Here is a 21,322-nt window from a genome sequence, read left to right as displayed (position 1 = left end):
CTAGCCGATCTCGCTGCGCACGGTTGCCGCGGCGTCGCACATCGCCTTCAGTTTCCCGAATGCAATTTCGCGGGGAATGTATTTCATGCCGCAATCCGGCGCGACCACCAGCCTGTCCGCTGCAACATGTTTGAGACCATTGCGGATTCGATCGGCGACCACCGTGGCCGGTTCGATTTCGGGATTGCCGAGGTCGAGCACCCCCAGCATGATCTTCTTCGAAGCAAGATCCTTGAGCACGCCGAGATCGAGTCTGGGTTGTGCCGCCTCGATCGAAATCTGCTCGGCAATGGTGTCGTCGAGTTCGGCGAGAAAGGAATAGCCGGCAGGCTTGGTCGAACCCGGCACCACCGCCGCATAGCCGAAACAGAGATGCACCACAGTCGGCACGGTGATGCCTTGCAGCGCGCGGTTGATGGCCTTCACCGCGTAGCGTTTTGCCAGCTCCGGATTGTTGCGCACCCAGGGTTCGTCGAGCTGGATCACGTCGGCGCCGGCCTTCTGCAGGTCGAGCGCTTCGGCATTGACTGCTTCGGCGAACGCCATCGCCAGCTCTTCGTCATCCTTGTAGAATTCGTCTCTGGCCTGCTGGCTCATGGTGAACGGGCCGGGCAAGGTGATCTTGGCGGCGCGATCGGTGTTGCGGCGAAGGAATTTTATGTCGTCCAGTTCGACGGGGCGGCTTCGCCTGACCTGGCCCACCACGCGCGGCACCGGCGTCTGCTGGCCGCCTCTCGCCGTGATGATCGCGGGATTGTCCGCATCGATGCCGTCAAGCGCGGTGGCAAAACGGTTGGAGTAGCTCTCGCGGCGAATTTCGCCGTCGGTGACGATATCGATGCCCGCGCGTTCCATGTCCCGGATCGCAACGATGGTGGCATCGTCCTGTGCCTCCTCCAGATGCTGGGCGGGAAGCCGCCACATTGCATGCATGCGGGTGCGCGGCACCGATTTGGACAGCATCGCGCGGTCCACCAGCCATTCGGGCTGCGGATAGCTACCGACCACCGTTGTCGGCAACAGATGTTTTGGCAGGTTCACGACGTCCTCCTTGTTGTTCTTCTCTACGTCGCCGGCTGCAGGACACCGGAAGCAATTTCGTCGGCGGCGCGCTCGCCGCCGCGGGTTCCGGTCTGCCAGATCGCGGCCTTGCGCTCGATCCACCGGATGCCGGCGTTGAAGGCGATCGCCATCGCCAGCACCAGCAGCACGCCGGCAAACACATGCGGGCTGTCGAGGATGGTGCGGTAGCGCGAGATCAGATAGCCGATGCCTGCCGAAGAGATCAGCATTTCCGATACCACGACGCCAACGATGACCAGCGCGCCGCCGACGCGAAGCCCCGACAACACCGTTGGAATGGCGGCGGGAATGATCACGCGGATGAGGCGCTGGCTTAAGCTCGCGCCCATGCTCCGCGCAGCAAGCAGCAATTGCGGATCGATGGTCTGGATGCCGGCGGCGGTCGAGAGCATGGTCGGCAGAAATCCATAGAGCGAGGCAAACGCGATCTTGGATTCCGAGCCGATGCCGAGCCATACGGTGAAGACCGGATAGAGGATGACCAGCGGCACGGCATACAGGCTGGAAATCATCGGCATGATCAGCACGCGCGGGCGCGGCAGGCTGCCGACAATGCCGCCGAGCAGGATGCCGCCGCCGCACGCGAACGCCATCGAGACCGCGACCTCGTAGAGGGTTACCGCCAAGGCATGGCCATATTCGCCGGCCTCGTTCCAGCCGGCGACCAGCGTCGAGGACAGCGCCGGCAGGAACAGTTCCGGGATCAGGCCGCTGCGCGGCAGGGCTTCCCAGAGCACGATCAGGCCCATCACGATCAGCCGGCGGAGCGTGGTTGCGGTCATCTTCGCCCTCACGCCGATTTGCGGATGTGCCGCCAGATACGGTCGCGCAGGCTGCCGAACGCATCGCCGCTCAGCATGTCATAGGTTCGCGGCCGCGGCAGCGGCACCTGCAGACGATCGACGATGCGGCCGGGACGCGCCGACATCACGATCACCTCGTCGGCAAGATAAACGGCTTCGGTCAGGCTGTGGGTGACGAACACGACGGTCTTGCCGGTGGCGGCCCAGATGCGAAGCAGTTCGTCGCCCATGGTCATGCGGGTCTGCTCGTCGAGCGCGGCGAATGGCTCGTCCATCAGCAGCACCGGAGGATCCTGCACCAGGCCGCGCGCGATCGAGACCCGCTGCTTCATGCCGCCGGACAGTTCATGCGGATGCCGCCTGCCGAAACCGTCGAGGCCGACGAGTGTGAGGGCATCCTGCGCCTTGGCGCGGCGCTCGCTCTTGGCCACGCCGCGGAGCGTGAGCGGAAACTCGACATTTTCTTCCGCTGTCAGCCAGGGAAACAGGCTTGGTTCCTGAAACACCACGCCCACCCGGTTCGGGTCGGGTTGCGGGATCGGCGCGCCATTGATCGTGATGGTGCCCGAGGTCTGCTGCAGCAGGCCCGCCATCATCATCAATAATGTCGACTTGCCGCAGCCGCTCGGACCCACCAGCACGACGAAATGTCCGGGCTTGACATCGATCGATACGTCCGAAAGCGCGACGACGTCCTGCGTCGAGGTCCTGAAAATCTGGCCCACATTCCTGACCTCGACCGCGCCGGCGCGGGGGGCGGGCTTGAGCGGCGTTACGTTCGCCAATGGCTGCATCTCGTTTCCACCCATCGCACCAGTTCGTTGAAGGTCATGGCGATCGCGGCGATCATCACCACGCCGGCCAGCAACTGCTTCATCTGGAAATTCTCGCCCCAACTGGCGATCTGATGGCCGATGCCGTCGCGCGACGCATACATCTCGGCGAGGATCACGCCGGTCAGATTGAAGATCATGGAAATCCGTAACGCTTCCAGCAGCACCGGGAGCATGCTCGGCAAATAGACGCGGAAGGCGGTCTGCGCGGGCGTCGCGCCATAGGAGCGGGCGACCTTGAGATGCTCAACCTTGACGGACTCGACCGCTGTCGTGGTCGACATGATGACGATGAAGATCGTCGAAAAGAAGCCGAATCCGACCTTCTGGGCAAATCCGACCCCGAATACCAGGATAAACATCGGCAGGAAGATCGATTTCGGAATGCTGAAGGCGAAGAACAGCAGTGGTTTCATCACGTCGGCGAAGTAACGATTCTCCGCGATCAAATATCCGATCAGTGCGCCGACGGGAACGGCGAGCGCGAACGCGGTCAGCACTTCCCTTGCGGTTACCGCCAGGTCGTTGCGGACGCTGGCGCGCTGCAACAGATCGCCCAGCGTGGACAGCGTATCGGAAGCGGACGGAAGCAGTCGCGGATTGACGGCGCCCGTCCGCGACAGAATTTCCCACGTTGCGAAGATCGCGAGAACGATCGCGAAGCGGGCCAGCTTGATTCCGAAACCTGCCATCGCCGAGGCCTCAGGGCCTGGTCGGGACGGGCTTGAACTTCGTCGAGATCACGTCCTCGACCGGCACGATGTCCTTCAAGCCCCCGAGCTTTGCCAGATCGAGCGACAATTGCACCGCGGCGGGCACGTTGGCGGCGGCCATATTGCCGTCGGTCTCGAGTTTCATGATCGTGTTGTCATATTCCAGCGCGGCGATCTCCGCGGGCATCTCGTAGAGATCCGCGATCAGTTTCACCGTCACGTCGCGATTGGCGCGCATAAACGCCACCGCGCCGTAGAGCGCGTTGATCGCCTTCTGGACAACCTGCGGCTTTGCCTCGGCGAATTTGTCGAGCACGATCCAGCCCGCGGTCAGGTTCGGCGGCACTTCCTTGGAATAATCGAGGATGGTGCGCGCCTCGCCCGATTTCGAGATCTGGAAGCTGAGCGGCGAATAGACCACCGCCGCCTCGACATTGCCGGCGAGCAGATTAGGCACCAGGCCGCCGCCGCCGACCGGCACGCGGGTGAACTCGATCTTCCGGTCCTGGATGGTCCACAGCGCCAGCAGGTCGGAGCCCGACCCGGCCGCCGTGATCGCGACCTTCTTGCCGTTGAGGCCCTTGACGTCGAGCGCCGATTTTACCGGCACCATCAATTGCCAGCCGAAATTGCCCATCGTGGCATTGGCGACGATTCTGGACATCACGCCCTTCTTGCGGCCCGCGGATACCAGCGACGGCGGATCGAGGATGATGTCGGCCGCGCCCGCCGCCATGCCCTCGAATGTCTCGGCGCCGCTGCGATAGATGGTGAGCTCCGCGGTGATGCCTTCCTTTTCGAACAGTTTTTGCCGCACGGCGGTCTCGGCGATGGTCGTCGGCCAATAGGTCTTGGTCGGTAGTCCGACCCGGATCGTTTCGGCGGAGGCCGCGGGCGTGGCCAGCAAGGTAGTAGCGAGGGCCAAGAGGGCGTGACGGCGGGAGACGTTCATTGCAGTGTTTCCTCCATGTTCTCTTTTGTTTTTGCAGGGAGCATCGCTCCCGATTTCTTGTGTGCCGCGAGCGCCGTCAAAAGCGGCCCATTGGGTCGCTGTTATATCGAGATGGCGCGTTGCGCAAACTGCTTATAGGCGCGTCTGGTTTGAAGCACCTCATATCAGTGCAGTCGCCGCAGCTTTTGCTTCCGGCACGACGTCATGATCGTACAGCCGCCTCCGAAACGCGGCGTGGGCGGTGATCTCGGCGTCGCGGACGCCCAGATCGGAATTGGCCGAATCGTAGCGGAGGCCGTTTTCACGTGCGCCACGCTGGACCTGCGCTACGCGCTCGCGGCGCAGGCGCTCGTAAGCGAGCAGCGCTGCGGGAGATGTATTGCGGTTCGCGTGCGCGAGAATCGTCGCCAGCGCCATGCCATCCTCGATCGACTGGTTGGCCCCCTGTCCGAGGTGAGGCAGCATCGGATGCGCGGCATCGCCGAGCAGCGTCAGCCTTCCCTGGGTCCAGGTCGGCAGCGGCTCGCGGTCATAGAGAGCCCAACGGAACGTGGCTTCAACCTGGCTCAGCAGCGATCCGATGCGCGGGTCCCAGCCCGCGAACTCGGCGCGAAGCACGTCGGGATCACCCGGCGCCGACCATGATTCCTTCATCTCCTGGTCCGCCGGCACGAACCCGACATAGTTGATGAGCTCGCCGCCACGCAATGGAAAGGTCAGGAAGTGCTTGCCTTTGCCGAGCCACATCAGCCAGGAATCGGTTGGCCAGTGCGGAATGCGCCGATGCGCGAGCACACCGCGGTAGGCGACCGACCCGTGGAAGACGGGGCGGGAAGGAGGGGTCACGAACCGCTGAAGCTCGGAGTGGATTCCATCGGCGGCGATGACGATGTCGCCTTCCACGATGGCGCCATTGGCGAACGACACCCGCGCGACGTCGCCGGTCTGCTCAAACCCGCTGCATCGGTGTCCGGTATGCACCACCTCGCCCGGCAGGGTGACGGCCAGCATCTCGACCAGGTCGGCGCGGTGCATCCCGAACGTAGCGTTCCAGCCCGAGGAATCCGTTACCTGGACCGGGGCGATCGGCGTGCCGTCATGGCGGAAGTACCGCGACTCGGTCCCAACTCTGGCGCCGCGCTTCTCCACCGCGGGTCCGAGGCCTACCCTCTGCAACTGGCGCACGCTGTTTGGGGTCAGGAAAACCCCGGCGCCGACCTCGCCGAGGTTGGGGGCCTGCTCATAGACCGACACCTGGAGGCCGTGCGCGATCAGCGCATTCGCGGCGAACAGCCCGCCGATGCCGCCGCCGACGATCACCACGTTCGGTCGCTTTGCCATCATCATGAGCTCCTTGAAATGAATGGCTGAACGCGACCGGATGCCATGTTGTATCTTCACATGGACTGAAGCAGGGTTGCCATCACAAAGGCGCGGATCAAGCGCGGAAAGGAACTTACATGCGCGATCTGGTCAGGCGAGACCGGTTTTTCGTGGGCCGAACGGCAATCGGGCTGGTGCTTTGCTTGGCCGCATCGAATGGCCTTGAGAGCCAGGCATGGGCCGATGGCTATCCCGACCGCACCGTCAAAATCATCGTGCCGTTCCCGGCCGGCGGAACGGCTGACGCGGTGCCGCGGCTGGTCGCCGAGTGGCTGTCGCGTAAATGGGCCCAGCCGGTCGTGATCGAGAACCGCACCGGGGCTGCCGGAAACATCGGCGCCGAGGCGGTTTTTCGCGCAGCGCCGGACGGTTACACATTGCTCTCGGCGCCGCCGCCGCCGCTCGTGATCAACCAGAGCCTCTATCCGAAGCTGGCGTTCGATCCGGCCAAGTTCGAGCCGATCATTGTGATGGCCCAGGTGCCGAACGCGCTGATCGTCAATCCAAACAACGTCAAGGCATCGAGCCTGCGCGAACTGATTGACTACCTGCAAAAAAATCCCGATCGCGTCACGGCCGCCACGCAAGGCAATGGGACGACCTCGCATCTGACGTCCGAGCTGTTTCAACTGATGGCCAAGGTGAAGCTGCGCCACATTCCCTATCGCGGCTCGGCGCCGGCGCTGCAGGGCCTGCTCGCGGGCGATGTCGACCTGATGTTCGACAATCTCGGCGTCTCGTTGGCCCTGGTCGAAGCCGGCAAGCTCAAATTGCTGGGCGTTGCTTCGCCCAACCGTCTGCCGGCCCTGCCGGACATGCCGACCATCGCAGAGACGCTGCCGGGTTTCGAAGCGGTCGCCTGGTACGGCGTCGTGGCGCCGCCGAAGACCCCCAGGGACATCGTCGACAAGATCAACGCCGATGTGAATGAAGCCCTGCGCCAGCCCGAATTGCAGGACCACCTGAAGAAGCTGTCCGCCGAGATTTTCGGCGGCTCGGTCGAGAAGACGTCCAAATACATGGGCGAAGAGGTCGAGCGATGGCGCGCCGTGATCAAGGCGGCCAATATCGAGATCCAGTGAGACCGGCGTTTCGGCATGGAACCCGCCGGCCGGGTGCTGCAATCGGGCCAACTCTCCCTAGATAAGGGGTGTTGTCCCGTTTCAGAGGCGTCTCATGGTCCGGAAAGTTGTTTTCGCCGCGGTGAGTTGCGCAGCATTTTTAGTCGGGAATCCGTCGATTGCGGCTGAATACCGGCCGGATGAGTTCCTTAACCTCGACCTTTCGAAGGCCGTGCTCTCGCCAAGACCGCTCGGGCCGCCGGGCCAGTTTGAGCCGATGCGGGTCGAGGCGAAGACGGATGCTCGAAGCAGGGCCGTGCATGTGGATCCGGCGGCGCCGGATGCAAGGCCGAAGGCTGTGAATGCTCCGAAGGTCGCTAAAACCAGAATTGCGCATGCACGCACCGAGAAGCCGCGCCCGCCAGCCCGAACAAAGGTGGTGCGCCGGCACACCAACCCGCTCGACGCGCAGGCGTCCGATACGCGGATTCAGGTCTGGCCGTGCCGTTCCGGCGGCATCTGCAACTGGCAGCGGTGAGCGAAGCCGCTATTGCGCGATTCTGATATTGCCGGCCTTGGCGACTTCGCCCCAGCGCGCGATGTCGGCGGCCAGGATGCGCGCAAACTCGTCGGACGAATTGCCCACCGGCAGGATGCCCAAGGGTTTCAGGCGGGCGATGACATCGGGCAATCGCGCGACGCGGATGATTTCGTTCTCGAGTTTTTTTACGATCGCCGGAGGGGTGTCCTTTGGCGCAAACAGGCCGCTCCACAGCACGGCGTCGACGTCGGCGCCGGCTTCCTTCAGGGTTGGGACATCAGGCAGTTCTTCCATCCGCCGCGGCGAAGCGACCGCAAGCGCCCGCGCGTGGCCTCCCAGCACCTGGCTCAACGCCGGCCCCGCGTCTGCGATGGTCGCCGTCACCTGGCCCGAGATCACCGCCAGCACCGAATCGTTGGCGCCCTTGTAGGGAATGACCTGCATCGGCGCGCCGGTCTTCTGCTTGAACAATTCGGTCACCAGCTGAAACGAGGCCGATGAGCTGGAATAATTGGTCTTGTCCGGGTTCGCCTTGGCGTAATTGACCAGTTCGGCGACCGATTTGATCGGCGACGACGGATTGACGATCAGGATCAATGGGAACGATGCCAGTTCGGAGATCGCGACGAAATCACGGACCGAATCGTAAGGAAGCTTGGCATAGACGGCGGGGTTGATGGCCATGCCGCTGGCGCCGACCAGCAGCGTGTAGCCGTCGGGCGCGGATTTGGCGACATATTCGGTAGCGACGATGGCGCCGCCGCCCGGCTTGTTCTCGATGATCACGGGCTGGCCGAGGCTTTCGGACAATTTTTGCCCGTACATCCGCGCGATGATGTCGTTGCCGCCGCCGGCGGTAAAGCCGACGACGATGTGGATCGGTTTTGTGGGATATTTTGTCGGGTCTTCCTGAGCGGAAGCGGGTTGGCAGGCAGCGGTCGCGAGCGCAACAAGTGCAAGACAAAAACGTCTGCGAACAACGTTCATGGATCTACTTCCCTTAAAGCGGGGTGATGTGAACATGCAGCACCGCGGCCTTGCCATCGTCCAATGCGGCAAGACAACGGTCGATCGCGGCAGCAAGCTCGTCTGGCTCGGTGACGCGTTCGCCATGCGCGCCGAACGCCCGCGCCACCGCGGAGAAGTCCCGCTGCTCGCCTTGGCGGCCCGAGGTTAGCCGCGACTGGAACTGGTCGGTTTCGGCGGCGACGCCCTTTGGATAAACCCGCTGCACCGCCGACTTCACCGCCTGCCAGCCGCCATTGTCCAGCACCACGGTCAGTATCGGGATCTGATACTGCTGCGCCACCGCGTAGACGCTGTCGGGTGAGGAGAAATGAAAACCGCCGTCGCCGATGATCTGCACCACGCGGCGATCGGGCTGCGCCAGTTTCAAGCCCAGCGCCATGCCGCCGCTGAATCCAAGCCCGCCGCCGGCCAGCCCGACATAGCTTTGCGGTTTTGTCCGCGTGATGTGCTCCTGCAGGATCGGCCCGTTGCGGATCGCTTCGTTGATGACGACATCGTCCTGCGACAGCTTTGCATTTAGCATCGCGAATACAAAGGCCGGGCCGAGCGCGCCTGAAACACCCTTGTTTGCGCTCGCGGCGCCGCGGCGCTTCGCCCGCGCCTCGCTCGCGCCACTCCAGCTTGCGATGCGCGCGGCGACGCGGCCGCGATAATCATCATCGGCGCGCGCTTCCACCGCATCAAGAACCTGCTGCAGCACGATCGCGCAGTCGCCCTGAATTCGTATGTCGGTGCCAAATCCCCACATCGGGAAATCCGACTTCAGCGGGTCGATGTCGATCTGAATCCATTTCATCATATCGGCGCGTTTGGCGGCTTGCGGGATGAACGGGACATCGGTGTCGAGCAGTAACCCAAGGTCGGCGGTCTCGAGCAGGGGCAGGGCATCCATGCCTGCAAAAGACGGCGAATCCTGCGGGAGATTGAGGTCGATCGAATTGAATTCCGCGACCCGGATGCCGCAGGTCCGCGCCAACCGGTCCAGCACCGCGACCGCATGCGGCTTGCGGCCGAGATAGGCGGTGAACGCCACCGGATTTTCCGCCGCCATCAATTGCGCGGCAATCGCATCGACCCGTGCTGGATCGATGCCGCCGGCCCGTACGCTGCCGTAGCGCGAAGCCGGGTACGCCGGCATCGCCGCCTCGTCCCACTGCTCGGCCAGCGTTTCGCGCGGCAGCATCATGTAGACCGGGCCGGGCGGATCGCTCTGCATGAACGCACTGGCGCGCGCCAGCGCTTCCTTCACCACGACGCCGGAGGGCAGCGAGTATTCCCATTTCACATAGGGCCGGACGATGCTGGCGATATCGAACGGATCCTGCACGAAATGCACATAGCTGTCGCGCGAGCCGGTGAGCTCGCCGTGCAGCGTGTAAGGCGCGCGGCCGGCGAACAGCATCACCGGCAGCCGATAGCGGAACAGGTTCTGGATCGCCATGCAGGCATTCGCGGTGCCGGCATCGACATGGACGAACACCGCCTGGCCGCGCCCGGTCGCCAGCGCGTAGCCGCCGGCCATATGCACGGCGACAACTTCATGCGGGCACAGGATCATCTCGGGGTGCTTGCGGCCTTCACTGTCCCAGCGCGCCATCTCCTCGATCAGCGACACGTGGTCGGTGCCGAGATTGGCGAAGATGTAGTCGACGCCGAGATCGACCAGGCCTTCGAGGAAGTAATGCGCGGTTGAGTGGCGGCTCATGCCGTCTCCGCGACGAACCTGTTGCGAAGTGTGCCGATGCCCGTGATCTCGATCTCGACGACGTCGCCGGCCTTGATGTCGGGCGAGGCGCCGTCGGTGCCCATCCAGATCACATCGCCCGGCCACAGCGTGAAATATTTGGTCAGCTCGACGATGAACGGCACGATGCCGAAGATCATGTCGTTGGTGCGGAAGCGTCCGGTCTCCTTGCCGTTCACTTTTATGATGGTTTCCATGGCTTCAAGATCGACCTCGGTTTCGATCCACGGCCCCATCGGCTTAAAAGTGTCGGCATTCTTGGAGCGCCACAGCCCGCGATCGGCTTTCTGCCAGGTGCGCTCGCTGACATCGTTGCCGATGGTATAGCCGAGCACGCAGGACATCGCGTCGGCTTCGCTCAGGTGTTTTGCTTGTCTGCCGATCACGACCACGAGTTCGCCCTCATAGTGGATCTTCTCGGTCGCGGTGGCCGGGATCACCACGTTTTCGTCATGCGCGATCAGCGCATTCTGCGCGCGGTAGCCTATTTCGGGTCGGTCAGGCACGTTGGGCACTTCGCCGCGCTTGTTGGCGGCCTCGGTGAGGTGCTTGAGATAGTTCAGCCCGACGCAGTAAAACGTGCGCGGCATCACCGGCAGTTCGATCCTGACGTCCTTAAGCGCATGCGATTGCTGCCTGCGCTGCCACTCGCCGAACGGATCGCCGCTGACGGCGACCACCTTGTCGCCTTCGACGATGCCCCACGAAGTCTGTCCGGCGGCGGTGAATTTGAGCCAGCGCATCCAAAAAATCCTTTATTCGGCCGCGGCTTGCGGCTGGGTTTTCCATGCGCCCGCCGCGGGACGCTTCAGGCCAAGATTTTCACGCAAGGTCTTGCCGGCATAGTCCTTGTGAAACAGTCCGCGGCGCTGCAGCTCCGGCACGACGTGCTTGACGAAGTCGGCGTAAGAGCCCGGCACGTAAGTCGCCGCGATGACGAAGCCGTCGCAACCGCGGCTAACGAACATTTCTTCCAGCCGGTCGGCGATTTCCTTCGGGCCGCCGACGATGGCGTCCTGAGTCTGGCCACGTCCGCTGAAGGTCACGAAATCTCGCGCGCTCGGATTGGTTTTGCCGGATGTCCGGAGCACGCCGTCACGCATGCCGAGCATTCCCTGCATGCCCTGGAGCTCTTCCGTGGTCAGCGGCTCGTCGATAGGCTTTGAGGCGAAGTCATAGTTCAGCGCTTCTGCGAGCAATGACAGCGCATCGATTTCTAGCGGCAGTTTTTCGATCAGCGCCATCTTGTCCTCGGCCTCGGCTTTGGTCGCGCCCGGTACCGGCGTAACGAGATTGCAGAGGAACATCTGATCGGGATCGCGGCCTGCTTTCGCGGCCTCGGTTCGGATCGCATCGTAGCCCTGCTTCGCGGAGGCCAAGTTGCGCGCCGCGGTAAAGATGACTTCACCCCATCGCCCGGCAAAACGCTGGCCGCGCCCGCTGGCGCCGGCCTGGATGACGACGGGATGGCCCTGCGGCGAGCGCGGCACCGTGAACGGCCCGCGCGACTTGAAGAATTTTCCTTTGTGGTCGAGCCGCTTGACCTTGGTCGGATCGGCGAAGCGTCCGCTCTTCTTGTCGATCAGCAGCGAGCCGTCTTCCCAGGAATCCCAATGGCCCAGCACCACTTCCATGAACTCGTCGGCGCGGTCGTAGCGCAGATCATGCTCGAGATGCGCATCCTTGCCCATGTTGTGGGCTTCCCCGTCATTGACCGAAGTGACGACGTTCCATGCGGCGCGGCCGCCGGTCATCAGATCGAGCGTGGCGAAGCGGCGGGCGACGTCGAACGGCTCGTAATAGGTGGTCGAGCAGGTCGACGCGAGCCCGAGCTTTTCAGTCGCCGCGCCCATCAGGGTCAGCACTACGATGGGATCCATTTTCACGCAGCGGATGCCGTATTCGACGGTGTGGGCATGATCGCTGCCGTAGCGGTCCGGCATCGCCAGGCGGTCGTCGAAGAACGCCATGTGGAATTTTCCGGATTCCAGGATCCGGCCGATCTCCTGATAGTAATCCGCCGACATCGAATCGTCGCGCGATTCCGGATGCCGCCATGAACTCGGCAAATTGGTGCAGTTCTGCGCCTGCAGGAATCCGACCAGTGCCATTTGCCGTGTCATGCGGGTCTCCGTTTCACTGCGCGTAGGGCGGATTAGCGCAGCGTAATCCGCCGGCCGCAGCCAATGCGGCGCAATACGTTTCGCTATTGCGCCCTACGGCTTTCATACCAGTTCGAGTTCGGCGGCCAGTTTGTATTCGCCGGCCAGCGCGCGCAATTTTTCCCACGTCGCATCTTCCACGTTGATTCCCGACACCCTGCGCTGCTGCTCGCGGATATATTCGACCTCTCCCGGATAGAATACGCCGCTTGAGCCTTCCGACGGCGGCGTGGCCTTGAGATAGCGCGCGAACTCGGCAACCTCCCGCTTGAAATCCTGCAGCGGCCGGAATGCCGCGACGTTGAATACCGCCATGAAGCAGCCGTCATTATGCCGGCCCGTCGGCTCGACGCCGAAGCCGAGGCCGGTCAGAAGGCCGCACAGCACCTCGACCATCGCGGCAAGGCCGCTGCCCTTGTAGCCCTCGCTGCCGCCGAGCGGCAGCAGCGCGCCGCCCTTGCGGAATTGCTTGGGGTCGGTGGTTTGCCGTCCCTCGCTGTCGACGATCCAGCCGGCCGGAATTTCCTCGCCGCGCGAGACCGCGAGCTGAATCTTTCCCGCCGCCACTGCCGATGTCGCCATGTCGAGATAGAACGGAGCTTCCAGATCCGACGGCACCGCGATCGAAATCGGATTGGTGCCGAGCCGCGCTTCGCGGCCGCCGAACGGTGCGACGTGTTTGGGCGAGCGGCCGGAATCCGCCGTGGCAAGCCCGATCATGCCTTCGCGCATCGCCATCATCGGGTAGGCGGCGAGGCGGCCGACATGGCTTTGGCGAAACACCGTGCAAGCCGCGACATTTGATGTCTTCGCCTTTTCGATGGTCAGCGCCATCGCCTTGGCGTTGACATGAAAGCCAAAGCCCCAGTGGCCGTCGATCACCGTCGTGGTCGGCGATTCCCGCACGATGGTCCATTTCGCGCCGGGAACGATATGGCCGGCCTTGATGCGGTCGATGTAGGTCGGGATCGCGATAATGCCGTGGGAATCGTGCCCCGCCAGATTGGCGTTGACGCAGCCGGCCGCCACGGCGCTGGCCTCTTCGTCCGACGCACCGGCGGCCTTCAGAAGCGCAGCACCGATGCGCGTGAGACGGTCGGCCTGAACAGTCGGCATAAGGTTCCTCGTCGCCTGCGTGTGTGCAGGTCTTGGTTCTTGCGGCGTCGTATGGTCTCAAAGCGGTGGCGTCTTAGCAATGACCCTGCGTCAGAAATTCTTGTGCCGTGCAATATTCCGCCGCCGGAAACAGGCCCGGGGGTCGCTTCCGCCGTGCAATTATGCGAGGTAACGGCAGCGAAAATTCGGCGAGGAGCAGGATATGACGGTATCGGCCAAAGCGCTTCAAGGCATCCGCGTGTTGGATTTCTCCACGACGATCGCCGGGCCGCACTGCACCCGGATGCTCTCGGACATGGGCGCCGACGTGATCAAGATCGAGACCGACGACGGCGAGACCATGCGGACGCGCCCGCCGGTGCGTGGCAACTGCAGCGCGGTGTTCGGCAGCTATAATGTCGGCAAGAAAAGCGTCGTGCTCGACCTGAAATCGGGGAAGGGAGTGGAGGCGGTCAAGCGACTGGTCGCGAAGGTCGACGTGCTGGTAGAAAATTTCCGTCCCGGGGTGATGCGGCGGTTGAAGCTCGACCACGAAACGCTGCGCCAACTCAATCCGAAGCTGATCTATTGCTCGATTTCCGGCTACGGCCAGACCGGGCCGTCGGCGGAACTGCCGGCCTATGCACCGGTGATTCACGCTGCATCGGGCTATGATATGGCGCATCTGGCCTATCAGCCCGGACGGCAGAGGCCGGATTATTGCGGCATCTATCACGCCGATATCCTCACCGGGGTTTATGCCTACGGTGCAATTACCTCGGCGCTGGTTCAGCGCCAGCAGAGCGCGCAGGGCCAGCATATCGATGTCTCGATGCTGGAATCGATGCTCAGCCTGACGCTGAACGAGGTGCAGGGCGCGCAATTCCCGATCAAGCCGCCGCAGCGGCCAATGTTCGGCCCGATGGAAACGTCGGATGGCTATGTGATGGTCGCCATCGCCAGCGAGAAGACCTTCCAGAATTTGGTCACGGTGGCGGGCCGTCCGGAATTCATCCGCGATCCGCGCTTTGCGGCCTACAGCGACCGCCGCGATCACTGGGGCGACCTGATGGAGGGCGTCGAAACCTGGTCGCGCATGCTGACGTCGCAGCAATGTCTCGCGGCGTTGAACCAGGCCGGCGTGCCCTGTTCGGCCTATCGCAGCGTCGCCGAAGCCATGGCCGATCCGCAGAGCACCCATCGCAGTATTCTGGCGCAAGTGTCCGACGACGCCGGGGCGTTCAAGGTGCTCAATCTGCCGTTCCGGATGTCAGGGGCGGAAGTCAGCCCGGGTCCGCGCGTAGCGGCGGTTGGTGAGCACACGGACGAAGTGCTCAAGGAAATCGGCATGTCCGACGCCGAGGTCGCGATCGCCGCGGCGAAGTAGGTCTCGTGTCCCGGACGCGGTGCGGCATTCTTCATGCCGCTCCGCAGAGCGGGACCGTACGAGCACCGCTATTCGTCACGGCCCCGGCTCTGCGGCGCACCGCTCCGCAAGTGCTACGCGCTGCGCTGCGTCCGGGGCACGCTTACTTCGGATGCAGCGCTGCGATGCGGCGCGATCTGGCCGCCGATCCGCTGTTCGGGAATAATTGAAGACCGATGGGGTTGCAGGGGGAACGTCCGGCGCGCATCGTCGCGGTCTTACGTTGAAGAACAAGAAACGGAACAGGGGAGCGCGATGAAGAAGCTGGCCGGAAACTCAACCGCTGTAACAACGAAATTATGCACGGCAATACTATTGTGCGCCGCGATGGTTTTAACCGCGGCCCATGCCCAGACGCTCGACGTGCCTGCGCGCTCAGTCCCCGTGCCCATCACAGTCAGCCCGCAGATGGCAAAAATCATCGGCGCGCCGCTGCGCACCAACTGGAATGTGCTGCCGAAGACCGGCGAGGAATGGAAGCCGGTAGCCGACGCCGGCGCCGCCGGGACCATCAAGAACGTTCCGGGAATGATGGAGCGGCTGCATGTCAAGGTCGAGAAGACGACTATCGACGGCGTGCGGGCCTTCATCCTGACCCCCGATGTGATCGCGCCCGAGAATCGCAACCGGCTGCTGATCCACGTTCACGGCGGTTGTTACGTGCTCAATCCCGGCGAGGCGGCGCTGCCCGAGGCGCTGTTCATGGCCGGCTTCGGCCACTTCAAGGTGATCGCGGTGGACTACCGGATGCCGCCGGAGGCGTATTTCCCGGCGGCGCTCGATGACGGGCTTACGGTCTACAAGAACGCCATCAAGACCACCGACCCGAAGAATATTGCGATCTTCGGCAGTTCGGCGGGCGGCGCGCTGACGCTCGAGATGGTGCTGAAAGCGAAACAGGACGGGCTTTCGCTGCCGGGCGCGATCGCGCCGGGCACGCCGATGTCGGACGTCACAAAAGTCGGCGACACTTTTGTGACCAACGCGATGCTCGACAACGTGCTGGTGTCGCCCGACGGCTTTTGCGATGCCGGCACCAAAGTCTATGCCAACGGCCACGATCTCAGGGATCCGCTGCTGTCGCCGGTATATGGCGACATGAAGGGCTTTCCGCCGACGATTCTCACCAGCGGCACGCGCGATCTCTTGCTCAGCAACACCGTGCGCGTTCATCGCAAGCTGCGTCAGGCCGGTGTGGAAGCGATGCTGCAGGTCTTTGAGGGCCAGTCGCACGCGCATTATTACCGCGACGACACCGCGCCCGAGACGAAAGAGGCGTTCGAGGAGATCGCGGCGTTTTTCGACAAGCATCTGGGAAAGTAACCCGAGACAAAACCGTCATTGCGAGCGAAGCGAAGCAATCCAGCGAAAAATGCGTCATACGCGGGCTTGACCCGCGTATCCATCATCTTCGCAAAGAGTCTTTCGAAGAGAATGGATGGCCGGGTCAAGCCCGGCCATGACGAAAGAAAGTAGATTGTTTCGTTCCCTCGCAATGACGATCAACGGAGGATGAAATGCAGCACGTGATACAGCGTTCGCTCGCCGCCGCCGGTTTCACCTTGATTTGCGCCGCATCTCCGGCGCTGGCGCAGGACGTGCGGCTGCGCGCCACCATCGAGAAGGTCGATGGCCCGGTCTATACGGTCAAAAACCGCGACGGCGCCGAATGGAAATTGACGGTGAGCGACCCACCGCTCTTTGTCGCGATCGCGCCGGCGACGATGGCCGACATCAAGCCCGGCATGTTCGTCGGTTCGGCCGGGATGATGCAGGAGGACGGAACCCAGAAAGCCATCGAGGTCCACATCTTTCCGGAGTCGATGCGCGGCACCGGGGAAGGGCACTATGATTGGGACCTGCTGCCGAAGAGCAAGATGACCAATGCCAATGTCGAGCATATGGTCACCAGTTCGGACGGTCAGGTGCTATCCGTCAAATACAAGGAGGGCGAAAAGAAGCTGCTGGTGACGCCGCAAACCGTCGTCGTCACCTATGTCCCCGGCAGCAAAGACGACCTCAAGCCGGGCACCAAGATTTTCGTCGGCGCAGCAAAGAGGCAGCCGGACGGGACACTGCAAACTCCACGCATCACCTATGGCAGGAATGGAGCAGGGCCCGCATTCTGAACGCTGACGTCAGCGATCACTCTCTCAACCACAACAAACCGGCAAGCTGATCGGCGCCAGCGGCGGCACCGGCGATCAGGACGCCATGGTGTGCAAGAGGGGTACGGATGTGGTGAAGTAAGCACGGTTGCATGCCCGGACGCAGCGCAGCGCGCCGCTTTTCGCGGCGTGGTGCGCTGCAGAGCCGGGGCCGTAGTAAAGTGAGATTTCGTCATGCGCGGGCTTGACCCGCGCATCCATCAATCTTTGCAAGCTTTCGAAGATGATGGATGGCCGGGTCGAGCCCGGCCAAGACGCTTCGATTTGCACGGTCCCGGCTCTGCGGTGCACCGGGAAGAACGCTGCACCGCGTCCGGACACGTTTTAGTGCTCGACCTCAAATTCGCTAGACAACGATTTCAGCCGGTCTCTAAGCTGGCATCGGCAATTCTCGAGCCGGAGTCCGCCCGATGTGGATCCTGTTGCTGCTGCCGTTCATCGGCCTGTTGTGGGTGCCGTTCTATAATTCCCAGGAGCCGGCGCTGTTCGGCTTTCCCTTCTTCTACTGGTATCAGCTCGCCTGGGTGCCGATCAGTTCGCTGCTGATCTGGCTGGTCTATCGATCGCGCAAACCTGACGAAACCTCTTAGGCAGCAGGCATCGTCATGGCCGATCAGATCGAATGGGTTGCGCTCTCGGTTTTCATCTTCTTCTTCACGCTCGTCACCGTGATGGGCTTTTTCGCCGCGCGCTGGAAAGCCGGTCCCGTCGGCGAGCATCTCGACGAATGGGGACTGGGCGGCCGCCAGTTCGGCACCTGGATCACCTGGTTTCTGGTCGGCGGCGATTTCTATACCGCCTACACCGTGATCGCGGTGCCGGCGCTGGTCTATGCGGTCGGCGCCTACGGCTTCTTCGCGCTGCCCTACACCATCATCGTCTACCCCTTCGTGTTCGCGGTGATGCCGGTGCTGTGGAAGGTGGCGCATGCCAATGGCCACGTCACCGCAGCCGATGTCGTGCATGGCACCTACAATTCGCGCGGGCTTGAGCTCGCGGTGGCGATCACCGGCATGGTCGCGACCATGCCCTATATCGCGCTGCAATTGATCGGCATGGGCGTGGTGATCAAGGCGATGGGCCTGACCGGCGAACTGCCGATCGTCGCCGCCTTCGTCATCCTTGCGCTATACACCTACAGCTCGGGCCTGCGCGCGCCGGCGCTGATCGCCTTCGTCAAGGACATCATGATCTACATCGTGGTGCTGGTGGCGGTGGTGGTGGTGCCGATGAAGCTTGGCGGTTACGGCGCGGTATTCTCCGCGGCCAACGACGCGTTCACCGCCAAGGGCGGTGCTACCGGCCTTATCCTGAAGCCGGAGCAATATCTCGCCTATGCCACGCTGGCGCTGGGTTCGGCGCTCGCCGCCTTCATGTATCCGCATACCCTGACCGGCATCTTTGCCTCGAAATCCGCCGACACCATCCGCAAGAACGCCATCCTGCTGCCGGCCTATACGCTGCTGCTCGGCCTGATCGCGCTGCTCGGCTACATGGCCTATGCCGCCCACATCAAAGTGGCTTCGCCCAACGACGTGGTGCCGATGCTGTTCAAGGTGCTGTTCCCGTCGTGGTTCGCCGGCTTTGCATTTTCGGCGATCGCGATCGGCGCGCTGGTCCCCGCCGCGGTGATGAGCATCGGCGCGGCCAATCTGTTCACCCGCAATGTCTGGAAATCCTACGTCAACCCGGGCATCACCCATGCCGGCGAAGCGGCGGTCGCCAAGATCGCCTCGCTGGTGGTCAAGGTCGGCGCGCTGGCGTTCATCCTGTTCCTGCCGACGCAATATGCGCTCGACCTGCAATTGCTCGGGGGCCTGTGGATCCTGCAGACCTTTCCGGCGCTGGTGTTCGGGCTGTTCACGCGCTGGTTCCGCGCCGAAGGGCTGCTGCTCGGCTGGGCCGCCGGAATCATTTGGGGATCGTGGACCGCGTGGAGCAACGGCCTGAAACCTCTGGCAACCATCGAACTCGGCGGCGCCAGTCATGTGTTCTATGTCGGGCTTGGGGCGCTGATCCTCAACGTCGTCATCGCGGCAGTGGTCACGCTGATTGTTTCCAGGGTTGCGCCTGTCCGTAGAGCAGGAACATCAGCTTAGTGCGCGAACGATCAGGTAGCCGCCGGAGACGAGCAGCATCGAAATCAGCAGTATCGTGCCCAGCACACCGACTGCAATCGCAAACAATCCGTTGGACTCCAGCCATCTTCGCAGCGCTTTGACCATCGCAGGTTGCCAACTCATCTTGATTTGAATGCCGAACGGCGATCAGCCTAGCAAACGGCCGATCGGCCGTCTCGCCAATCCTTGCGGTGGCACCTATAAGCTTCGGGCGCCGGTTCGTCGCGTCTTCAGGGAGGTTCAAGTGGAAAAACTGCAAACCCAGGGCGTCGGCCTGCCGCGGCTCGGGCTCGGCACCTTTCGCATGCAGGGCGATGTCTGCCGCGCAGCGGTCGAAAGCGCGCTCGCTCTGGGCTATCGCCACATCGATACCGCCGAGATGTATGGCAATGAGGACGCCATCGGCGCCGCCATCGCCTCGTCAGGCGTCGCGCGCGGGGATTTGCACATCACCACGAAGGCGTGGAACGAAAATCTGGCCCCGGACGCGATGCGCCGGGCGTTCGACACCAGCCTGAAAAAACTGCGGCTCGATCAGGTCGATCTCTATCTGGTGCATTGGCCGGCGCAGAACATGAACTTGCCGGCGATGTTCGAAACGCTGATCAAGCTGAAACAGCAGGGCCGCACCCGCGCCATCGGCGTCGCCAACTTCAACATCGCGCTGCTGAAGACGGTGGTCGAGCAGATCAAGGCGCCGATCGCCTGCAATCAGGTCGAGTATCACGTCTTTCTCGACCAGACTCCGTTGCGCGGATATCTGGCAGCGAAATCAATTCCCCTGGTGGCCTATTGCCCGCTGGCGCAGGGCAGGGCCGCGACCGACCAGACACTGATGGCAATCGCCCGCAAGCACGGCGCAACTGCTGCGCAGGTTGCACTGAAATGGCTGCTTGATCAGGACGGCGTCGCCGCGATCCCGAAAGCGTCGCGCGCCGAGAGCCAGAAGTCCAATCTCGACGCGCAGCACGTCGGGCTTGACGACGAGGACCGCGCCGCGATTGCCGGGTTGCCCAAGAACAAGCGTTTTGTGAATCCCGGCTTTGCGCCGGCGTGGGATTGAAGACACTCGCGACGGGGTACATCGTCATCCTGAGGTGCCCGCCGCTTTCGGCGGGCCTCGAAGGATGGCCACAGGCGCAAGCGGCCATCCTTCGAGACGCGCGCAAGAGCGCGCTCCTCAGGATGACGTTGGGATATGCGGGCAGCACGAGAAAAATGGCCCCTTTCGGGGCCATTTCCATAATCGCGAAATCAATAGCGGCGATCGCGTCCGTGCTTGATGATCACGACCTTCTTGTCGTGACCACGATGCCAGCCGTGGTCCCGATGAGAGCGACCGCGGAACTCGGCGCGGGCGCCATCGTGACCGCCGCGCTTGATGATGACCTTGTCGGCGCGGGCGCCGTAGTGATGGTCGCCACCACGCTTGATAACGATCTTTTCGGCGCTGGCGACCGACGGGGCCGCAATGGCAATAGCGGCAACGGCCGCTACGATAAATCCAAGCTTCTTCATGATGTCCTCTTCCTCCAAAATGGATGAGAATAGAACATCAGATATGCTGGAACGTTCCCCAGGGAACCTAAGGAAAATTCTGAACAGATGTTCAGCCTTGGTTAATGCGATCGAAACGCGCGCTATTCCATGATCGCCTGATACACCAGCGCATTGATCTTCTGCCGGTAGTGCCAGCGGATCGGACCCGGCGCCGCCGACAGATACACCACCGCGAGTTCTTCCTTCGGATCGGCCCACCAGTCGGTGCCGCTGGCGCCGGGCCATGAGAACTGCCCGACCGAGCCCATCATCTTGACCACGCCGGGCGTGGTCCGTACCGCAAGGCCGAGCCCAAAACCGTAATCGGCGCGGGTCGGATCGGCATTGCCGACCAGGTTCTTGATGTTCGGCCCGAGCTGGTCGGACAGCATGTAGTCGACGGTCTTGCGGCCGAGCAGCCGCGCTTCGCCGGCGCGTCCGCCATTCATCAGCATCATCGCAAAGCGCAGATAATCCGACGCGGTGGAGGCGGCGCAGCCGCCGCCACATTCGAACTTGAGCGGCTGGGTCAGCTCGGGGCTGCGGATCTGCTCTTTTCCGGTGTCGGGATCGACCGGCAGCGGTTTTGCGTAGCGCGCGGCTTTTTCGGGAGAGATCGAGAACCCGGTATCGGTCATGCCGAGCGGCGCCCACAGATTGGCCTGCAGAT

22 protein-coding genes are annotated in these 21,322 nt (G+C 62.9%); 8 read left to right on the top strand and 14 right to left on the bottom strand.

Translation table 11 applies throughout. The annotated features are described in order from the left end of the window. The 6 genes from VGP39_RS17270 to VGP39_RS17245 all read right to left on the bottom strand — a co-directional run bounded on the left by VGP39_RS17270 (position 1) and on the right by VGP39_RS17245 (position 5,707). Positions 1–1,035, bottom strand: coding sequence for a cobalamin-independent methionine synthase II family protein (locus VGP39_RS17270; RefSeq protein WP_327569337.1), 1,035 nt, complete (start codon positions 1,033–1,035; stop codon positions 1–3). 29 nt (positions 1,036–1,064) lie between these two features. Next, on the bottom strand, positions 1,065–1,865 hold the full coding sequence (locus VGP39_RS17265; protein ID WP_327569317.1) for an ABC transporter permease: 801 nt from the start codon (positions 1,863–1,865) through the stop codon (positions 1,065–1,067). An 8-nt stretch (positions 1,866–1,873) separates the two neighbouring features. Then, positions 1,874–2,680, bottom strand: a complete 807-nt coding sequence (locus VGP39_RS17260) for an ABC transporter ATP-binding protein (RefSeq protein ID WP_327569316.1) — start codon at positions 2,678–2,680, stop codon at positions 1,874–1,876. Beyond that, on the bottom strand, positions 2,659–3,411 hold the full coding sequence (locus tag VGP39_RS17255) for an ABC transporter permease (protein WP_327569315.1): 753 nt from the start codon (positions 3,409–3,411) through the stop codon (positions 2,659–2,661). The genes VGP39_RS17260 and VGP39_RS17255 overlap by 22 nt, the downstream gene beginning before the upstream one ends. Positions 3,412–3,421: 10 nt before the next feature. Then, positions 3,422–4,384, bottom strand: a complete 963-nt coding sequence (locus tag VGP39_RS17250) for an ABC transporter substrate-binding protein (protein WP_327569314.1) — start codon at positions 4,382–4,384, stop codon at positions 3,422–3,424. 159 nt (positions 4,385–4,543) lie between these two features. Further along, positions 4,544–5,707, bottom strand: coding sequence for an FAD-dependent monooxygenase (locus VGP39_RS17245; protein ID WP_327569313.1), 1,164 nt, complete (start codon positions 5,705–5,707; stop codon positions 4,544–4,546). Between the two features lie 203 nt (positions 5,708–5,910). On the opposite strand from VGP39_RS17245, the gene VGP39_RS17240 reads away from it, so the two are divergent. Together VGP39_RS17240 and VGP39_RS17235 are read left to right on the top strand one after the other, a co-directional pair. Beyond that, positions 5,911–6,849: a tripartite tricarboxylate transporter substrate binding protein gene (locus VGP39_RS17240; protein ID WP_327569312.1), complete on the top strand. Its 939-nt coding sequence runs from the start codon at positions 5,911–5,913 to the stop codon at positions 6,847–6,849. A gap of 94 nt (positions 6,850–6,943) precedes the next feature. Then, positions 6,944–7,366, top strand: coding sequence for a hypothetical protein (locus VGP39_RS17235; RefSeq protein WP_327569311.1), 423 nt, complete (start codon positions 6,944–6,946; stop codon positions 7,364–7,366). A gap of 9 nt (positions 7,367–7,375) precedes the next feature. Here the strand turns inward: VGP39_RS17235 and VGP39_RS17230 are convergent, their stop codons facing one another. The 5 genes from VGP39_RS17230 to VGP39_RS17210 all read right to left on the bottom strand — a co-directional run bounded on the left by VGP39_RS17230 (position 7,376) and on the right by VGP39_RS17210 (position 13,420). Further along, entirely contained in the window at positions 7,376–8,356 is a 981-nt protein-coding gene (locus VGP39_RS17230) for a tripartite tricarboxylate transporter substrate binding protein (protein WP_327569310.1), read from the bottom strand. A 13-nt stretch (positions 8,357–8,369) separates the two neighbouring features. Continuing rightward, the gene (locus VGP39_RS17225; RefSeq protein ID WP_327569309.1) at positions 8,370–10,103 is read right to left on the bottom strand and encodes a thiamine pyrophosphate-requiring protein; all 1,734 of its coding nucleotides are present in this window, start codon (positions 10,101–10,103) and stop codon (positions 8,370–8,372) included. After that, positions 10,100–10,885, bottom strand: coding sequence for a fumarylacetoacetate hydrolase family protein (locus VGP39_RS17220; RefSeq protein ID WP_327569308.1), 786 nt, complete (start codon positions 10,883–10,885; stop codon positions 10,100–10,102). Before VGP39_RS17220 ends, VGP39_RS17225 begins: the two co-directional genes overlap by 4 nt. Before the next feature lie 12 nt (positions 10,886–10,897). Then, positions 10,898–12,265, bottom strand: a complete 1,368-nt coding sequence (locus VGP39_RS17215; RefSeq protein WP_327569307.1) for an LLM class flavin-dependent oxidoreductase — start codon at positions 12,263–12,265, stop codon at positions 10,898–10,900. A 102-nt stretch (positions 12,266–12,367) separates the two neighbouring features. Further along, positions 12,368–13,420, bottom strand: coding sequence for an Ldh family oxidoreductase (locus VGP39_RS17210; protein ID WP_327569306.1), 1,053 nt, complete (start codon positions 13,418–13,420; stop codon positions 12,368–12,370). A gap of 202 nt (positions 13,421–13,622) precedes the next feature. On the opposite strand from VGP39_RS17210, the gene VGP39_RS17205 reads away from it, so the two are divergent. From VGP39_RS17205 to mctP, 5 genes are all read left to right on the top strand, one after another. Next, positions 13,623–14,786 (top strand): CaiB/BaiF CoA-transferase family protein, encoded by a 1,164-nt coding sequence (locus tag VGP39_RS17205; protein WP_327569305.1) that lies wholly within the window; start codon positions 13,623–13,625, stop codon positions 14,784–14,786. 423 nt (positions 14,787–15,209) lie between these two features. Then, complete coding sequence (locus tag VGP39_RS17200; RefSeq protein WP_327569304.1) at positions 15,210–16,148, top strand: alpha/beta hydrolase; 939 nt, start codon at positions 15,210–15,212, stop codon at positions 16,146–16,148. A gap of 194 nt (positions 16,149–16,342) precedes the next feature. Continuing rightward, positions 16,343–16,954 carry a hypothetical protein gene (locus tag VGP39_RS17195; protein WP_327569303.1) on the top strand — a complete coding sequence of 204 codons (612 nt, stop codon included), beginning with the start codon at positions 16,343–16,345 and terminating at the stop codon, positions 16,952–16,954. Positions 16,955–17,403: 449 nt separating this feature from the next. Continuing rightward, positions 17,404–17,583, top strand: coding sequence for a DUF3311 domain-containing protein (locus VGP39_RS17190; RefSeq protein ID WP_327569302.1), 180 nt, complete (start codon positions 17,404–17,406; stop codon positions 17,581–17,583). Between the two features lie 15 nt (positions 17,584–17,598). After that, on the top strand, positions 17,599–19,092 hold the full coding sequence (mctP, locus tag VGP39_RS17185) for a monocarboxylate uptake permease MctP (protein WP_327569301.1): 1,494 nt from the start codon (positions 17,599–17,601) through the stop codon (positions 19,090–19,092). Here mctP and VGP39_RS17180 read toward each other — a convergent pair. Continuing rightward, entirely contained in the window at positions 19,084–19,218 is a 135-nt protein-coding gene (locus VGP39_RS17180) for a hypothetical protein (protein ID WP_327569300.1), read from the bottom strand. The two genes, mctP and VGP39_RS17180, sit on opposite strands and share 9 nt — an antisense overlap. A gap of 139 nt (positions 19,219–19,357) precedes the next feature. Here VGP39_RS17180 and VGP39_RS17175 point away from each other — a divergent pair, with 139 nt between their 5' ends. Next, positions 19,358–20,176: an aldo/keto reductase gene (locus tag VGP39_RS17175; RefSeq protein WP_327569299.1), complete on the top strand. Its 819-nt coding sequence runs from the start codon at positions 19,358–19,360 to the stop codon at positions 20,174–20,176. 191 nt (positions 20,177–20,367) lie between these two features. Here VGP39_RS17175 and VGP39_RS17170 read toward each other — a convergent pair whose 3' ends face one another. Then, a complete protein-coding gene (locus VGP39_RS17170) occupies positions 20,368–20,631 on the bottom strand; it encodes a hypothetical protein (protein WP_327569336.1) in 264 nt (87 codons plus the stop codon). Positions 20,632–20,753: 122 nt separating this feature from the next. After that, the coding region (locus tag VGP39_RS17165; RefSeq protein WP_327569298.1) for a serine hydrolase domain-containing protein at positions 20,754–21,322 on the bottom strand (569 nt) is incomplete at its 5' end.

It is taken from the genome of Bradyrhizobium sp. (genome assembly GCF_036009065.1).
Classification (GTDB): Bacteria; Pseudomonadota; Alphaproteobacteria; order Rhizobiales; family Xanthobacteraceae; genus Bradyrhizobium.
The sequence above is the reverse complement of the archived record's forward strand: the minus strand, read 5'-3'. Positions and strand labels throughout refer to the sequence as shown.

What these genes read in the sequence shown, in the direction of transcription:
- VGP39_RS17220 (WP_327569308.1), bottom strand. Translation starts at nt 10,885, where the DNA reads ATGCGCTGGCTCAAATTCACCGCCGCCGGACAGACTTCGTGGGGCATC.
- VGP39_RS17265 (WP_327569317.1), bottom strand. Translation starts at nt 1,865, where the DNA reads ATGACCGCAACCACGCTCCGCCGGCTGATCGTGATGGGCCTGATCGTG.
- VGP39_RS17260 (WP_327569316.1), bottom strand. Translation starts at nt 2,680, where the DNA reads ATGCAGCCATTGGCGAACGTAACGCCGCTCAAGCCCGCCCCCCGCGCC.
- mctP (WP_327569301.1), top strand. Translation starts at nt 17,599, where the DNA reads ATGGCCGATCAGATCGAATGGGTTGCGCTCTCGGTTTTCATCTTCTTC.
- VGP39_RS17190 (WP_327569302.1), top strand. Translation starts at nt 17,404, where the DNA reads ATGTGGATCCTGTTGCTGCTGCCGTTCATCGGCCTGTTGTGGGTGCCG.
- VGP39_RS17225 (WP_327569309.1), bottom strand. Translation starts at nt 10,103, where the DNA reads ATGAGCCGCCACTCAACCGCGCATTACTTCCTCGAAGGCCTGGTCGAT.
- VGP39_RS17215 (WP_327569307.1), bottom strand. Translation starts at nt 12,265, where the DNA reads ATGACACGGCAAATGGCACTGGTCGGATTCCTGCAGGCGCAGAACTGC.
- VGP39_RS17195 (WP_327569303.1), top strand. Translation starts at nt 16,343, where the DNA reads ATGCAGCACGTGATACAGCGTTCGCTCGCCGCCGCCGGTTTCACCTTG.
- VGP39_RS17255 (WP_327569315.1), bottom strand. Translation starts at nt 3,411, where the DNA reads ATGGCAGGTTTCGGAATCAAGCTGGCCCGCTTCGCGATCGTTCTCGCG.
- VGP39_RS17230 (WP_327569310.1), bottom strand. Translation starts at nt 8,356, where the DNA reads ATGAACGTTGTTCGCAGACGTTTTTGTCTTGCACTTGTTGCGCTCGCG.
- VGP39_RS17205 (WP_327569305.1), top strand. Translation starts at nt 13,623, where the DNA reads ATGACGGTATCGGCCAAAGCGCTTCAAGGCATCCGCGTGTTGGATTTC.
- VGP39_RS17250 (WP_327569314.1), bottom strand. Translation starts at nt 4,384, where the DNA reads ATGAACGTCTCCCGCCGTCACGCCCTCTTGGCCCTCGCTACTACCTTG.
- VGP39_RS17170 (WP_327569336.1), bottom strand. Translation starts at nt 20,631, where the DNA reads ATGAAGAAGCTTGGATTTATCGTAGCGGCCGTTGCCGCTATTGCCATT.
- VGP39_RS17180 (WP_327569300.1), bottom strand. Translation starts at nt 19,218, where the DNA reads ATGGTCAAAGCGCTGCGAAGATGGCTGGAGTCCAACGGATTGTTTGCG.
- VGP39_RS17235 (WP_327569311.1), top strand. Translation starts at nt 6,944, where the DNA reads ATGGTCCGGAAAGTTGTTTTCGCCGCGGTGAGTTGCGCAGCATTTTTA.
- VGP39_RS17210 (WP_327569306.1), bottom strand. Translation starts at nt 13,420, where the DNA reads ATGCCGACTGTTCAGGCCGACCGTCTCACGCGCATCGGTGCTGCGCTT.